Genomic DNA, 14,234 nt, shown 5'->3' with positions numbered 1-14,234 from the left:
GTTCCCATGGCTAAAGTCAGTCAGAAGCTGATGCAAACGGTCATGGGGGCTGACTCCCTGCACTCGCGCATGGTGGCCATGCTCATGGAAGCCCTGGGGGCTATCTGGGGGTCTTTCGATGGCTGGTATGACGATGACGCGGTACAGCGGGCCGCCACGCTCGCTGCTGAGGCTGAGACCCGGGCGCTGAAGCAGATTTACGAGATCGCGGCCGCTAGTGCCCGGGAGCTCATGAATCAGGTGGGTGCCCCGCCTGCCTCTGAGGCCCCGGAGGTTTTCGAGTACCCCCGCCCGGTTGACCCGGTGGAAGTCTGGCAGCGCCCGGCCGAGCAGTACCGGTACGCACTCTCGGAGGGTAAGAGCGAGGTCGAGGCCCTGGACGCGGCCTTTCAGCGGGCCAGCCACATCGGCAAAGATAATGCCCAGCTGACCAAGCGAAACGCCAGCATCGCCCAATTTCGCCGCTCTGAGAAAGTCATCGGCTACCGGCGCATTATCCACCCTGAGCTTTCCAAGAGCGGGGTATGCGGCCTGTGCATTGTGGCCGCTGACCGCATTTACGGCATGGAAGACCTGCTGCCCATTCACGGTGGCTGTAATTGCTCGGTCGCTCCCGTCACCAAATCCAATGACCCCGGGCTCTCCCTCAACCGGCAAGACCTCGACGCCCTCTATGAGGCAGCGCAGGGCAATGATTACAAGAACCTGAAAAACATCCGGGTCACCAGCTACGAGCACGGCGAGCTAGGGCCCGTCCTGGCTCGCGTCGGTGATACCTACCTGACGCCGGAGGAAGCCCAGAAGCGCCGACGCAAGAAGAAACCACCCTACGTGGTGCCAGGCTCCCGGGCCAAGGAGCTCACCCCGGCTGAGGCGCAAAAGCGTCTCTCACGCGCCCAAGCCCAAAGGGAGGCATACGCCAAAAAATGGGAAGAGCTCAAAGCCGAGGGAATCAGCCCCGACGACGTTAGCGCAAGCGGATACGTCTATGGGCTGCGCCGATTAGACAAAGAAATTGCCAAGTACACCAAGCTAGCCGCTAAGGAGGCAGCATGAATAAAGTCCACCTCATCGTGGGCCCCCCGGGCGCAGGTAAGAGCACCTACGCCACAGAGCAGGCCGCCAAGACAGGCGGCACCGTCATCGACTACGACAACTTCCGGGCGCTCGCCCCTGACGCTGATACCGCTGAGCGGTGGCGCCTTGAGGCCGAATCCCGCGCCCATGACCTGGGCAAGGACGTTTTCGTGGTGCGAACCCTGGCTAAGGCCGATGAACGCGCCGAAGCGGCCGAGCGTATCAAGGCCGATGAGACTATCGTGCTGCTGACCTCAGCCGAGGTCTCTAAGGCCCGCGTGAGTGAGCGCGACGGCGATGACTCGAAGCATGAGGCCATCGACGCCTGGTGGCAGGATTACACCGGTATCGAGGGTGAAACCACCATCACCTTTGATGATGAGCCAGAAGAGCCGGCTGAACCTGCTGAGCCTGAGACAGACGAGCAGGGCGACGCGGAGGGCTCCGAAGACTCGGACGCCGAGGGCGAGTCCACCGGGGATGAAGACCCCTCCCCCGGCCAAGATGTGCAGGCCCTCATTGAGGCTGCCCGGGCTGAAGAACGCGCCAAAGTCAAGGAAGAATTCGCCTTGGAGCGATTCACCACCCACCTGAGTGCCGAGGCCACGGCCCGCAAGCTCAACGCTGACGCCCTGCAGCTACTCAAAACCTCCCTGGCCCCCGCGGCCTTCCTCAAACCCGATAACTCAGTCAATATCGAAGCTCTCACCACCTTCCTGGACGCTTTCACCCGTGCTAAGGGCTCCTACGAGAACCACTCTGGCCATCGAGGGACCCAGGCAGTCGGCGGCAAGGATCTGGGCAAGGCTAAGGCTGAAGAATTTCTCAATAAAAAAGGACGGTAAAACATGTCTATCATCGGCACCCCCGTAACCACCATCATCGACGGCGACCAGTCCTGGCTCGCCTCCGCCCACGGTCAGTGGAACGCCCGCACCGTGACCCTCGACCTTTCGAAGTTCACCCCAGGCACCCACTTCAAGAACGGCCACCTGCCCCAGGGCTTCCCCCTGGCAATCGGCTCAGATGGCTTCGCAGGCCCCTACACCGGCACTGATTTCGCCGGTCACCTCATGCATGACCTGGCCGTCGCGACCGGTGAAAACGGCCGAGTCGCAGCGCCCATGCTCGACCACGGCCGCGTCGTCGCCTCCCGCGTCCCCCTGGAAGGCTTCACCAAGCCCACCACCCAGGCCAACTCGACTATCACCTACCTCTAAGAAAGGCGGTACATCAGCATGACTACTCTGAATACTGACATTTTCGACCCCGCCGCGCTGACCGAATTCATGCGCGAGCTCTACATCGCCAAGGAAGAAAAGGACGGCGTCCTCTCCTCCTTCCTGCCTAACTACAACGTCGATGGCGCAACTGTCGACGTCACCGTCGAGGGCAACACCCCCGCCGAGCCTGCCAAGCGCCGCGCTTTCGACGCTGAACCTCGCTTCGGCACCGGTGCCAGCAAGGTCACCCGCACCATCAAGCTCATGCCTCTCTCAGAGCAGGGCCGCTTCGGCGAGCAGGAAGCCGTCACCACCGGCCGCAACTCCGCTACCGCCAAGGAAGCCTGGATCAAGCGCCGTGCAGCCCGCATGGTCGACGCTTACTTCGAGCGCCTGGAGCTTGAGCGCGCCAATCTGCTGGTCACCGGTCGCCTGACCATCGAGCAGGACGACCTGAAGATTGACGAGTCCTTCGGTCGCTCCGGCACCCACGACGTCACCGCTGGCACCCTCTGGAACGCAGGTGGCGATCCCCTCGAAGATATCGCCCTCTACGCCGAAACCTACGCCAACAGCAACTTCGGCGCAGAACCTGGCACCGTCCTCACTTCCCGCCGAATCCTGCGCCAGCTGGCTAAGCACTCTGCTTTTGCTACTGCGCTCGCTAATGGCGGTTCTCGCCCTGCTGGCCTGGCTGACATTAACGACGTCCTGCTGGGCCAGGGGCTACCCGTCATTCAGGTCTTTGATAAGGCCACCGCTGCAGGGCGTCTGATTCCCGATGACCGCCTAATCTTCCTGCCCGCCGCTGGTGAGAAGTTCTCTGCCACTGGCTCTGAGCTCGGCGGCACCCCCTGGGGCACCACCGCTTCAGCTTTCACCCCCTCATGGGGTATCGATGAGGCGGACGCTGCTGGCCTGGTGGCAGCGGTTTTCGAGAACTCCAAGCCCCCTGTGGGCCTGGAAATCGCCGCTGACGCGATTGCCCTGCCTGTGCTGGTCAATGCTGACCGTTCCCTGGTCGCTAAGGTGCTCTAGTCATGGCGGCCGCAAAGCGTAAGCTCGCGGTCAATGTGCTGGTGCGAGACCCCAAGACTGACCAGCCTGTTTTTTTGCAGGCTGGTCAGGACCTGCCGTCAGGTTTCAAGGACCTGGTTGCTGAGGTGAACCTCGTACCGAAGCAGACCGCTGGGAGCAAGAAGAAGACCGAGGCCGCTGCTGAGGAAGTGGCGGCTGTAGAAGAGGCTGTCGAGCCTACCCCCGTGGAAGAAACCGCGCCTGAGCCTGAACCTGTTACCGCTGATGTGGTTGATGATTCAGAGCTGGACGCCGGTGATTCCTTCGATACCGAGTAAGGCGGTGAAAGCCCATGGCCTGCAATAATCTGCTGACCATTTCACCTGATGAGGTGAATGATGAGCTGAGGGGCACCCTTGATGTGAATGACCCGTCGGCCATGACTTGGCTCGACCGCCAGCTAGCTAAGGCAGAGCGCAAGCTCTTTGCGCTCTGCCCAGCTACTGAGACCCGTATCCGCCAGGGGGATGCCCGCACTATCGCTATCGCTAAGGATTTGGTGGTTGAGGCGGTAGCGCGAGTGGCGCGAGTGGACCCAGAGGCCGTGGGCTTCCGCTCGGAATCAGAAGATGGGTACTCCTACAGTGTGGACCCTCTGACCCGCGCCGGGAACATTTGGTTTCCTGACACTGACCTAGCACAGCTAGGGTGCGGGGCTAAAGCCTCTGGCTTCACCCCGCGCTCAGCTACCCTCGCCCGAGGAACTGCTTGGCATGGTGGTCTACGATGACCGCGCTCCGCTACGGCGTACACACTGTCACCGTCACCCCTGTGGTGGAATCTGATGGGCCATACGCTGAAGAGACCCTGGGCAAGCCGGTCATCATCCGGTGCAACGTCCAGCCGGTCTCTGCTGCTGAGCGGCAAGACCTGGGGCTGACCACCACCACGGCCTACCGCATCAAGTACTTTCACCCGGTGCACGGCGGCAAACCCTGGCCTGGTGGGCCTTACTCAAAGATTGATTGGCAGGGGCGTCGATTCGAGCAACGCGGCGAGGCTCTGCTCTCATCCATGTCTCCGCGTACAGCCCACTACAAAATCATCATGGTCAGCCAAGCATCTGAGGTGAGATAAATGAGCTTCGTCGGTTTCAAAAACCTTGAGCTTGAAGCCGCAAAAGTCGCATCACGCGAGCCAGCATTCAAAGCCCAGGCGCTAAAGGCTAAGCAAGCGGTAGAAACAGAAATCAGCCGCATGTATTCGAAAGTATCTTCTGAAGCAACTGGCAGATTCATGACCTCGATAGATACAGCAACCGCAGTAACCCGTGGTGGCGTGCACGATATCGAGGTCTACAGCGATGATCCCGGCGCCCTCAGCATCGAATTTGGCTACATGCGCAAGGACGGACGCTGGGAACCAGGGAAATTCGTATTCTCTCGCGCCCTTATGCGTCTACGATTTGGAGGCTAGCCCATGAGAACCATCGACACCCTCGGAATCATCGAAAAGAACCTCGCCGGCATCAGCCCCCGCCTCTACTTCCAACCCCCCTCCGACCTACTCAAGAAGCTCCCAGCTGTCATCATCGAGCAATCCCCACCAACCCACTTCAGCAAAAACGTCCCCAACCCTGCTCTCTCAGCAGTAGCTACGGTCAGTATCGCTGCGCTCGCCTCGAAGCGCGAGCAGGCATACGAAGCCTGCTCTGAGGTCTTTGGCCGGCTCTTTGATTCCGTGCATACGGTCACAGAGCTTGGCTGGGTGACTCGGTGTACTGAGATTCAACAGCCGCACCTCGTGGCTCATCAATATGAGGCCTCGACGCTTTTTCAGTATTCGGCGGCCGTGCAGATCATCTTTAGAAATAACCCTAGTCAGCAGCGCTCTTAGCGTCGCTGACTTTTCTTTTACCACCGATTGAAAGGACGGCTCATGCCTACCCTTGATGAAGCGCTTGACGCTACAACCATTGCCAATATTGGCCATATCTACTATGCCCCGGTCGGCACTCCTTGGCCTGACCTCAGCACTTTCGAATTCACTGGCGAAGATTGGGGAGCCTGGAAGTGGCTGGGTGACACCTCGGCCGAAAATCTTCCTGAGTTCGAGGCCGACGAGGACGAGGACGCTAATAAGCGCACCTGGGACCGAAAGAATACTCGCAATGGCGGGAAGATTACCGGCACCATCAACGGCGTCGCCTTGACTAAGGAATTCTTCAGCATCACCAAGTCAGGCGGTAAGGAAGAGGCAGACGGCTACGTCACCACTATCCGCACCACATCGAAAGCCTGGAAGATTCTGATTGTTGTCGAGGACGGTGCCTGGGCTACCGGCCTAGGCCTGTACGTCGCTGCTCTCAAGGCTGGCCTGCGAACCCACGACCTCGAGAATTACACAGAGGTCCCCGTCAACGTCACAGCCGAGCCAGATGCCGAGGGCAACCTCTACAAGGACTTCTTAGCCGTCAAAATGACCGCGGTAGCCGGTGAGGCCCCCGGCGTAGGCGGATAACCAGCCCCACCCCACTGCCTAACTGGCGGGGTCAGCACCTACGCTGACCCCGCCTCTCTCGTACCCAACAACAACCTGCATAAGGAGAAACCATGACCAAGGCCAAGGAAACCGCAAAGAAGAAAGGCGCCAAGATGCCCACTGACCGCCTGGAAGCTGAGAAGCCTTTCAAGGAATACCCCGGCGCTGAGCACTTCCGACCCCTCAACGAGGTCGACCCCATCGACGCCATGGAGCTTGTAGCAGATATCGAAGATCTAGATTCTTCTGATGCTCCCAACCTCAAGGAAATCAAGCCGATTTTTAAGAAAATCGCCACCGAAACCTTTATCAAGGATGTCGAGGCCTTCCGCCGGGAGTTCTACAACGCCGCCAACCTTAACCAAGCCGTTGAAACCACTCTCGCGTATGTAGCAGAAATGGGAAAAGGTGTGAGCTCGAACAGCTCCTCACCGACCACCCAGAGCTAACCGGCGACTTCCTCGCACTCTTTCATGCTGATCCTTTCCAGCTCATCTGGTCTGATGACTTGCGCCCTTTCCTAGCCTTGCTAGAACGCATTCGCTATGAAGAGCGCTCCGTCTACCGAGCGAAGGAAATGCTTGGCTCTGAAACCCACTTCGGCTGGTCGCTTGATACCTACCTGCTAGCGGCAATCACCAATGCCGCCAACACCAAGGTCAAGGGCAAGAAACTCACCCCCACGCAGAGGGTGAACCCACCCAAGGTCGTTAAGAAAAAGACCACCCGCCCGGTTGATTTCAGCAAGCCGGTTCGAAATCTCAGGCTTTCAAGCCTCATACCACAGCAGGCCTAGCCCCCCGGGGCTGGGCCTGCCCCACATACTCACAATCTCATAGCGTTTAGGCGGTGAAAGCCCATGGCCACCATTGGCAAGCTCTCCATCCGAGTTTTCCCCGATACTTCCAAATTCCGCGAAGAAGTCCGAAAAACCGTAGAGCGCGTCAAAGAAAACACCAAGGGCACCGTCAAGGTCTACGCAGAGCTAGATCGAGCCTCACTCGCCAAAATCCGAGCGACCCTCAAAAGCCTGCACGAGGTCATCGACCTCAATGTGGAGGCCAACACGGTCCTAGCCAAGGAGCGCCTAGACTCTCTCAAAGAGAACCTAGAAGCAACCGTCAACGCTAATGCAGACACAGGCAAGGCCGCCGCTTCCCTCGCAGCCCTAGCCCGCACCCGCGTCGCTGATGTCGTCGTCAACCTCAAGGGGATTGCTGCTGCTCGCGCAACGCTAGCCTCTCTTGCCGGCGGTAACATCCTCGGCAAGATGGGCAGCGGCCTGGGGAGCCTTTTCACTAACTTCGACGGTATCTCGGCTAAGGCTGCTACTGCATCTACTGCAATCGCTGGCCTATCGGCCGTCGCGCTCTCAGCAGTAGGCAGCATCACCACCCTGGGCGCGTCTCTGGCGGCTATGGCCCCAGCAGCGCTAGCTCTCCCCGGTATATTCGCGGGTTTCGGTATCGGCCTAGCTGCTGCCTTCGACGGTCTGCAGAACATCCACCTGGCCATGGCCGATGTCATGGGCGCAGGCTGGGACCTCGGCAACGTATTCCGCGAAACCCGGCGCATCGCTGGTGAAGGCTTCTGGTCTAATGCCACAGCTGGCCTAGCCGAACTCATGGCTAACGGTCTACAACCTCTCATCGATGGATACATCGAGACCACTACGGTTATGGGCACCTTCTGGGGAGAATTCTTCTCGGGTCTGTCCACCGGCCTAACCGCAGTCGGCGGCATGCAGGCACTTTTTGCACCTCTCATCGAATCCATCAAAATCGCTGCAGAGGGGGCCCGACCCCTTGCCGATGCCATCATCAAGCTAGGCTCAGTAGGCGGGCAGTACCTCCCCGCTATGGCCTCCGCATTCGTGGAGATAGCCAACCGCTTCAACGAATGGATCACAGCGGCCGTCGCGTCCGGTGATATCTTCACCTGGATTGATGGGGCAATCACCAACATCAAGCTCCTGGGCTCAGCCTTCGCAGACATCATCGGCATCTTCGGCGCTATCTCAAACGCCGCAGCCGCCGCAGGTGGCGGAGGCATCGCAGGACTTGCAGCAGCTCTAGACACCATCAACCAGGTAGTCAGCGGCCCTGCCTTCCAAGGCGCACTAACCACAGTATTTGAGGGCGCCTACGCAGGCACCTCAGCCCTACTCCCCGCAATCCAGGCCCTCGGCTCAGCCTTCGAGGTCCTAGCGCCCACAATCTCCAGCGCACTGGCAATCGCAGGCAACGCCATCAATAACCTAGTCACCGGCATCGCCCAGGGTCTGGCAAACCCCGCCCTAGCCGCCGGCGTCCAACAGCTATTCGATGGCATCCTCACCGCCTCACAAGCCCTACAGCCAGCCTTCGCAGCCCTTGGCCCTGTCATTGGCGCGCTCGCCGGCACATTTGGGACTTTGGTGGCGACCCTCGCGCCTATCGTGGCTCAAATCGTCACGGGTCTTGCCCCGGCTTTCTCCCAGCTCTTTACCGCGCTGGGACCAGTGATTGAGGCGCTGGGGACCGGGCTGACCGCTGTACTGAATTTCTTGATTCCCATCATTTCTCAGGCCGTCACCTGGGTGGCGAATTTCATGGGACAGTTCCCTGGTCTCAGCGCTGTCATTCTCACGGTGGTAGCTGCTGTAGCAGGATTTATCGCAATACTGGCACAGATAATCAGTTTCGTAGCCCCTATCGTAAGCGCGATAGTAGGATTCGTAACTTCCCTCGGTGGCCTAGCCGCAGCATGGGGAACGGTCGTATCCGTCGTGACTACAGCAGTAGGAATCCTCGGAACGATCGTCAGCGCAATCGTCTCCTGGCCAGTAATCATCGGCGCAGCGGTAGTAGCCTTAGTCGCTCTTATCGTCGCGAACTGGGACGCAATCGTCGCCTGGACCACCCAGGCGTGGGAGAACATCAAGTCAGCGGTCACCTCAGCCGTCGACGCCGTCGTGACCTGGGTACAGACCTCCTGGGGGAACCTGGTCACCAACATCTCGGCAATCTGGGAATCGGTGACCACCTGGACCACCCAGGCATGGGAGAGCATCAAAAACGCGGTCTCCAGCGCACTTGATGCCGTCGTCCAATTCATCAGCACCGGCCTTGAGAACGCCAAGACCACCGCGACAAACGCCTTGACTGCAATCCAAAACTTCTTCACGAATGCATGGAACGCAATCACCTCATTTGTCTCCAGCGCCCTAGCAAACCTAGTCGCCGGAATACAAGCACAGCTCGCATCAGCGCAAGCAACCGTCTCAAACGTCCTCACCGCAATCACCAATTTCTTCTCCACCGCCTGGAGCTCAATCCTCTCCTTCGCTACCAATGCGCTCGCTGGAATCGTCTCAGCGATTTCTAGCGGCATGGAGAATGCAAAGGCTTTTATCAGCACCGCCATGGCGGCTGCTGTCAGCCTGATGCGGCAGGCATGGGAAAACATGAAGCAGGCTGTTTCGAACGGCGTGCAGGCAGTGGTGAGCTTCGTGCGTGAGATTCCGGGGAAGATTACCTCGGTGTTCTCTAATTTCGGTTCTCTGCTGCTGAACTCAGGCCGCGCTCTCATGGACGGCCTGACCCAAGGCATCAAGAACGGTGTAAGCAACGCGGTGAACGCGGCGAAAGACGCGGTCAGCAAGATTCGTGATTTCTTCCCCTTCTCCCCTGCTAAGAAGGGTCCCTTCTCCGGCCGAGGCTATGTCACTTACTCAGGTCAGGCTATCGTCAAGGATTTCTCAGCGTCTTTGGCTGCTGGTCGTGATCAGATGGCCCGCGCCGCAGATACCGCACTGGGTGGTATTGACTTCACCGTCAATACCCCTGAGCCGCTTCTATCTGCTACAGAAATCACCCCTGCCCCGTCACTAAACAGCTCTGACGAGGCAAACCATTCTGGAACTAATGGCGCACTAACGATCGATGCAGTGGCTATGGCGCTGGCTCAGGCGCTCGCGCAGGTCAGTATCATCACCAATATCGGCGGCCGTGAATTCTATGGAGCAATTCAAGAAACCAACCGTAAATTCGGAAGGATGTAGTGAACCATGTTTGACGAATTCACCTTGCCTCGGCGCGGTTTCATCTTCATATCAGAGGGTGAGTCCGCGCTGCCTTTGGCACTGACTAATTTTTCAGTCAAAACTCCCGATGTCGCTCCTGCTGGGTGGCGCTGGCTTGGGTCTACTTCGGAGAAGCAGCGGTTTTCGATGGAGCAGCTTGAGGGTGTCACTGACCCTATGCTTTTTGATGGGGAGGTCGAGACCTTGTGCTCTCGCCCGCTTTTCTTGAAGTTCACTTTCGGGGGTTTGTGGGGCTCAAAAAATACTGTCAATGAGATTCTGCAGGGGCAGGACCTGCAAGATTTGGGCGGGTGGGTTCTCCCTTCTGAGGTGGTCAATGCTCGCAGATCTGTCACTGTGATGATGGTTGACGACGACGGCGGTCTGTTTGGCTGGTATTTCGGTCGGGTCAAGCTACAGGGGAACCTTACCGGCGAGCATGATGAGGATTATTTCACTGGGTTTTCTGTGGTTGGGCATGTGATAAGGCCATTGGGGTCGGAGCCTAGGGTCATGAAATTCTACAAGCAGAAGGGCTCCGATGAATGAATCTTCCCTAATGAAGCTCTTTTCAGGCCGTCATGGGCCTGTGCTGGTCTCCACCGGTAAACATGCCCCTGCCCCGCCTATTGATTCAATCAAGGTGGGGCAGGCCGATACTTACCCCCAAGGCTGGGAAGCTCTCTCATCCACTTCAGCTGAGAATCTGATTGAGATTGCTTTGAGCGAGGGTGAAGATGATTGGAAGAAATTCGATGACCTGGACACCCTCTGCGTACTCCGTCAGTACATCACGCTGAAGATTTCCCAGCTCTCTATGAGCCAGGCGGTATTCGAGCGCACTTTCGGTGCTGGCGAGTGGGACTCTGCCCTTGGCGCATACCGCGCTGAGGGCAGAGTCAGCCCCGCCTATCGGTCTGTGCTGATCTGCTTTTTTGGGCGCGAGAAAGTGATGGGGGTGTATTTTTCGCGGGTGAAGATTACCCCGGGAGATTCGCTTGCTTCTCTTTCTCGCTCTTACTTCTATGAGCTGCCCCTGACCGGGTACGTGCAGGAACCAACCCAGCCTGGTGGGAAGTACGTCGTCTACTCGCCAAGGAAGCGTGCATGAGGCCGGTTTTCAAAATCGGCACCCGAGAATTCCACGGAGTCATGGAGCAAGCAAACCAGCAATACGGGAAAGGGCGTGGTTTTTGATGTACATCGGCACCTCAGCGGACGGCCTCTTTCACGTCTCCTGCCCCACCAGCCAGGAGGTCACCCAAGAAAGCCAAGCCGCGCTCCACCATTTTGCCGATGGGACCAGGGCAGCTACCATCTTCGGAGCGCTGACAACCCCCCGTATCTGGGGGGTTGAGAATTCAGCAGAGATTCCAGCTGATATGGCCTTGATGGAGCAGTTCGCCACATCAAACCGCTGGTATCAGCGTGGGGGCTTGCAATTTCTGCCAGCAGGGGCTTCCACCGGTAATGCGCTCTCGCCTCAAGAGTGTGACCTGAGCACCCTTCCGGGGTACTCTCCTGCCCCGGTAGATGCCGGCGGGTGGATCCTAGGCTTCTTAGGCACACGTGTGCCCACCGTCCTGGCAGAGAAAGTGGCGGTTCCCAGGCAAGGGGTCAAGACTATGACCTTCTCAGCCTGGGTGCAAGGGGCCGCCACTGTCACAATCACCGGGTATATGGGGCAAGAAATTACCGGCAGTCTTAGCCTGACTCTCACCGGTGAAGAGACAGTCTTCTCCCGTGCTCATGGCACCGGGAGCCTGCCAGAAGATACCCGCCATATCAGCATTGAGGTCACCGGCACGCTCACTAAGCCTGCCCTGACATTCACAGACACCCTCACCCCTTATACGCCTGGGCAGGCTGCCAGGCGGGTGCTCGTGGCTAAAAATAGCCAGCGTACCCTTCTGGCTACCCGCGCCGCCCAGTACGCCGCCTACGCATACACCATCACAGAGCTAGGAGCCGGATCATGATTCTTGTGACCACCCATGTATCTTTGCGGGGCAAAAATATGGGCATCCACCCAGTGGCCTGGAAGGCTGCTCTCTCTAATGATTTGCCCGGGCGTTTTAGCGCTGGTGATTCGGTTCCCATGCGAACCGGCACTATCCACTGGGGAGCGGAATTACACGGCTATGATGGGGAAACTGGGCTGATGCCTGACCCTTCGCCCCTTGAGAAGTCTTATCCTGCCCCTGGTGACCGCGTTGAGGTGTGGGCCAAAGTCGTGGCTGATGGTGAAGCGAAAACATATAAGGTTTTCACAGGAACCATCGAGTCAACCACCGGAGGCATGGGCGAGCCACTAGTCTCTGAGATCATTGATGATTCGGATAAGCTGGCCTCTCCCGTGGCCTGGTATTCCCTGGCCTCTCGTATGCCCCGGCGGGCTAATACTCTCTGGTATGCCCCCCGCCCTGGCTCGTATGTAGGTTTTGTGCTGGCAGAGACAGCTCGACAGTGCGGTTTCGGGGCAGAATACCCCGAGCATCGCGGCGGGTACATTATCAACACCCACCTGAACGGGTCACTCTGGTCGGATTATCTTTCTGGTGGGGCTCGGCTGATTATCGCCGGTAAAGATGCTGAAGCCACCGAGCAGCCATACTTCGCCTCGGTAGAATCTGGGGAGGCTGGCCTAGCTGAAGGGGCAGCAGGGTGGGATAAGGGAGATTCCCCGATGGTCGCGCATAACGGGCTGTGGGTTGATATGGAGATCATTGGGGCAAGGGCTGAGACCTGGCTACGCGCCGGTGTCCGTTTCTCTACCAGCTCACGCCTGTTGCTGGCTATCGATAACGGGCAGGTACGTATCTCAACCAAAACCGGAGAGCTACTGACAGTAGCCCCACTGGGCGAAGGCAACCGCCTGGTAGGGGTTTTCTACCCTGCCCAGGTTGGAGAGAACCTGTGGGTGCGCATCGACAAAACCTTCTACAAGACCACCCTCACCAGAACCGACTCGACGAACACTCTCACTTCCCCTAGCGTGGCAAAAATGACCTATGAGGGCTCCCCCGTCTTCTTGGCTAAGCAGGGCCGCGGACTGGTGAGGGACCTCGTCATGGGTGCTATGCACGGGGAGCAGGCTACCGCCACCGCCTGGGAAGCTATCATGCGCTCCCGCACGGAGAACCGCGCTAAGTACCGCATCGGGGATATCCCCACCGTAGGCTACCTGCCTGGAAGCGATCATATCTCGGGAAAGGCAGCCATAGCCGCTGTCGCTGAGCCTTTTTGTATCAGCTCTTGGGTCGATGGGCGCGGCACCTTGCAGTTTGCCACGGGCAAAGCCCTGCGTGAGCAGAAAGCCGAGATCTCACTCACCGAGGCTTATTTCACCTCAATCACCTGGGAGAAAAAGCTTCTGCATCAATGCTCGAAAATCACGGTGACGGGCAAAGCCGTGGATATCTCCATCAAATCCACTGGCGACCCTATCCATGTAGTACATGAGGGCGGGTCAGAAACCTTCGAGGCCTCCGATACCATCACCGAGTGGATCAGCCTCGATGGTGATACCGATTTCTTTGAGATTGATACAGCGGTGAAGAATCTCAATGATATTTACGATGCCTGGAAGAATGGGGATACCGAGTCGGGTAGGAACTGGCGCGGCTGGTGGGGCCTATACTCAGTCTTTGCTGTAGCTAAGACTGATGTGGTGGAAGATGAGCCGGGGAAAACTCCACGGGATGCTATACCCGGCGGCCGTATCTTCTGCAAGGTAGACCAGATCACACCCCGCACTTTCAAGCTGACCACCGGCTACCAGCGTGATTACTTTTCTCACTCTAAGCCCCAGATGCCTAAAGAAATCAAAGAGGTGATGCGCCTAAACGATGACGCCTCGGCCATGCCAGTAATTAGAGCCGGCGGTAAGGTAAGCATTTACCAGGCCCCGCCTATCCGAGTAGAAACAGGTGGGCCTGCTGGCCCTGAGCTTACCCATGACATGGGTGTTTTCCAGGGCGAGGGCGGCCCCTACATGGCTGCGCTGCTTGCTGATTATTTCGGGAAAGAGCACCCGGTTTTCTCAGATGTGGGCACCGTTTTTGACCCGCGCATTGAGGTGGGCGCTGTCGTCAACATGGATTGCTCCAAGCGGTGGGGTCACCGCTTCCAAGCCCTGGTCACCTCCGTCTCCCATGACCCAGTAGCTGGCACTACCACCTTCACACCAAGGGTGCTTTTCAGCACCCGGGTGAACCGCACCTATGAAGATGTGGCAGCGGGATTTGCGACACTTGGGCAGCTCGGTAAAGCTGGAGATTACACCGATACCCATATCATCAATCCTTGATAAA

Annotated in this window: 17 protein-coding genes; all 17 read left to right on the top strand. The window is 58.2% G+C overall.

Features of this window, described 5'->3' with window-relative positions:
• Positions 1-6: 6 nt before the first annotated feature.
• On the top strand, positions 7-1,056 hold the full coding sequence (locus L6963_RS02210) for a hypothetical protein (RefSeq protein ID WP_237206474.1): 1,050 nt from the start codon (positions 7-9) through the stop codon (positions 1,054-1,056).
• On the top strand, positions 1,053-1,922 hold the full coding sequence (locus tag L6963_RS02205) for an AAA family ATPase (protein ID WP_237206473.1): 870 nt from the start codon (positions 1,053-1,055) through the stop codon (positions 1,920-1,922). Before L6963_RS02210 ends, L6963_RS02205 begins: the two co-directional genes overlap by 4 nt.
• A gap of 3 nt (positions 1,923-1,925) precedes the next feature.
• Complete coding sequence (locus L6963_RS02200) at positions 1,926-2,297, top strand: hypothetical protein (protein WP_237206472.1); 372 nt, start codon at positions 1,926-1,928, stop codon at positions 2,295-2,297.
• 18 nt (positions 2,298-2,315) lie between these two features.
• Complete coding sequence (locus L6963_RS02195; RefSeq protein WP_237206471.1) at positions 2,316-3,338, top strand: major capsid protein; 1,023 nt, start codon at positions 2,316-2,318, stop codon at positions 3,336-3,338.
• Positions 3,339-3,340: 2 nt separating this feature from the next.
• Positions 3,341-3,655 (top strand): hypothetical protein, encoded by a 315-nt coding sequence (locus L6963_RS02190; RefSeq protein WP_237206470.1) that lies wholly within the window; start codon positions 3,341-3,343, stop codon positions 3,653-3,655.
• Between the two features lie 14 nt (positions 3,656-3,669).
• Positions 3,670-4,107: a Gp19/Gp15/Gp42 family protein gene (locus L6963_RS02185; RefSeq protein WP_237206469.1), complete on the top strand. Its 438-nt coding sequence runs from the start codon at positions 3,670-3,672 to the stop codon at positions 4,105-4,107.
• Positions 4,104-4,454: a hypothetical protein gene (locus tag L6963_RS02180; protein WP_237206468.1), complete on the top strand. Its 351-nt coding sequence runs from the start codon at positions 4,104-4,106 to the stop codon at positions 4,452-4,454. Before L6963_RS02185 ends, L6963_RS02180 begins: the two co-directional genes overlap by 4 nt.
• Positions 4,455-4,793 (top strand): DUF5403 family protein, encoded by a 339-nt coding sequence (locus tag L6963_RS02175; protein ID WP_237206467.1) that lies wholly within the window; start codon positions 4,455-4,457, stop codon positions 4,791-4,793.
• A 3-nt stretch (positions 4,794-4,796) separates the two neighbouring features.
• A complete protein-coding gene (locus L6963_RS02170) occupies positions 4,797-5,213 on the top strand; it encodes a hypothetical protein (protein WP_237206466.1) in 417 nt (138 codons plus the stop codon).
• A 42-nt stretch (positions 5,214-5,255) separates the two neighbouring features.
• Complete coding sequence (locus tag L6963_RS02165) at positions 5,256-5,837, top strand: hypothetical protein (protein ID WP_237206465.1); 582 nt, start codon at positions 5,256-5,258, stop codon at positions 5,835-5,837.
• A 92-nt stretch (positions 5,838-5,929) separates the two neighbouring features.
• A complete protein-coding gene (locus L6963_RS02160; protein ID WP_237206464.1) occupies positions 5,930-6,307 on the top strand; it encodes a hypothetical protein in 378 nt (125 codons plus the stop codon).
• A 128-nt stretch (positions 6,308-6,435) separates the two neighbouring features.
• Entirely contained in the window at positions 6,436-6,654 is a 219-nt protein-coding gene (locus L6963_RS02155; RefSeq protein ID WP_237206463.1) for a hypothetical protein, read from the top strand.
• Between the two features lie 63 nt (positions 6,655-6,717).
• Positions 6,718-9,900, top strand: coding sequence for a phage tail protein (locus L6963_RS02150; RefSeq protein ID WP_237206462.1), 3,183 nt, complete (start codon positions 6,718-6,720; stop codon positions 9,898-9,900).
• Positions 9,901-9,906: 6 nt separating this feature from the next.
• Positions 9,907-10,470, top strand: a complete 564-nt coding sequence (locus tag L6963_RS02145; protein WP_237206461.1) for a hypothetical protein — start codon at positions 9,907-9,909, stop codon at positions 10,468-10,470.
• The gene (locus L6963_RS02140) at positions 10,463-11,032 is read left to right on the top strand and encodes a hypothetical protein (RefSeq protein ID WP_237209101.1); all 570 of its coding nucleotides are present in this window, start codon (positions 10,463-10,465) and stop codon (positions 11,030-11,032) included. The genes L6963_RS02145 and L6963_RS02140 overlap by 8 nt, the downstream gene beginning before the upstream one ends.
• Before the next feature lie 514 nt (positions 11,033-11,546).
• Positions 11,547-11,900: a hypothetical protein gene (locus L6963_RS02135; protein WP_237206459.1), complete on the top strand. Its 354-nt coding sequence runs from the start codon at positions 11,547-11,549 to the stop codon at positions 11,898-11,900.
• A gap of 182 nt (positions 11,901-12,082) precedes the next feature.
• Positions 12,083-14,230, top strand: a complete 2,148-nt coding sequence (locus L6963_RS02130) for an 8-oxoguanine DNA glycosylase, N-terminal domain-containing protein (RefSeq protein WP_237206458.1) — start codon at positions 12,083-12,085, stop codon at positions 14,228-14,230.
• Positions 14,231-14,234 lie beyond the last annotated feature (4 nt).

Source organism: Rothia nasimurium, from assembly GCF_928392795.1.
Lineage (GTDB): Bacteria > Actinomycetota > Actinomycetes > Actinomycetales > Micrococcaceae > Rothia > Rothia nasimurium_F.
The sequence above is the reverse complement of the archived record's forward strand: the minus strand, read 5'-3'. Positions and strand labels throughout refer to the sequence as shown.

Bases quoted from the DNA above. Each gene is read 5' to 3' on its own strand.
- L6963_RS02210 (WP_237206474.1), top strand. From the start codon at position 7: ATGGCTAAAGTCAGTCAGAAGCTGATGCAAACGGTCATGGGGGCTGAC.
- L6963_RS02170 (WP_237206466.1), top strand. From the start codon at position 4,797: ATGAGAACCATCGACACCCTCGGAATCATCGAAAAGAACCTCGCCGGC.
- L6963_RS02155 (WP_237206463.1), top strand. From the start codon at position 6,436: ATGCTTGGCTCTGAAACCCACTTCGGCTGGTCGCTTGATACCTACCTG.
- L6963_RS02175 (WP_237206467.1), top strand. From the start codon at position 4,455: ATGAGCTTCGTCGGTTTCAAAAACCTTGAGCTTGAAGCCGCAAAAGTC.
- L6963_RS02165 (WP_237206465.1), top strand. From the start codon at position 5,256: ATGCCTACCCTTGATGAAGCGCTTGACGCTACAACCATTGCCAATATT.
- L6963_RS02190 (WP_237206470.1), top strand. From the start codon at position 3,341: ATGGCGGCCGCAAAGCGTAAGCTCGCGGTCAATGTGCTGGTGCGAGAC.
- L6963_RS02180 (WP_237206468.1), top strand. From the start codon at position 4,104: ATGACCGCGCTCCGCTACGGCGTACACACTGTCACCGTCACCCCTGTG.
- L6963_RS02135 (WP_237206459.1), top strand. From the start codon at position 11,547: ATGACCTTCTCAGCCTGGGTGCAAGGGGCCGCCACTGTCACAATCACC.
- L6963_RS02150 (WP_237206462.1), top strand. From the start codon at position 6,718: ATGGCCACCATTGGCAAGCTCTCCATCCGAGTTTTCCCCGATACTTCC.
- L6963_RS02195 (WP_237206471.1), top strand. From the start codon at position 2,316: ATGACTACTCTGAATACTGACATTTTCGACCCCGCCGCGCTGACCGAA.
- L6963_RS02205 (WP_237206473.1), top strand. From the start codon at position 1,053: ATGAATAAAGTCCACCTCATCGTGGGCCCCCCGGGCGCAGGTAAGAGC.
- L6963_RS02160 (WP_237206464.1), top strand. From the start codon at position 5,930: ATGACCAAGGCCAAGGAAACCGCAAAGAAGAAAGGCGCCAAGATGCCC.
- L6963_RS02145 (WP_237206461.1), top strand. From the start codon at position 9,907: ATGTTTGACGAATTCACCTTGCCTCGGCGCGGTTTCATCTTCATATCA.
- L6963_RS02140 (WP_237209101.1), top strand. From the start codon at position 10,463: ATGAATGAATCTTCCCTAATGAAGCTCTTTTCAGGCCGTCATGGGCCT.
- L6963_RS02185 (WP_237206469.1), top strand. From the start codon at position 3,670: ATGGCCTGCAATAATCTGCTGACCATTTCACCTGATGAGGTGAATGAT.
- L6963_RS02130 (WP_237206458.1), top strand. From the start codon at position 12,083: ATGCCTGACCCTTCGCCCCTTGAGAAGTCTTATCCTGCCCCTGGTGAC.
- L6963_RS02200 (WP_237206472.1), top strand. From the start codon at position 1,926: ATGTCTATCATCGGCACCCCCGTAACCACCATCATCGACGGCGACCAG.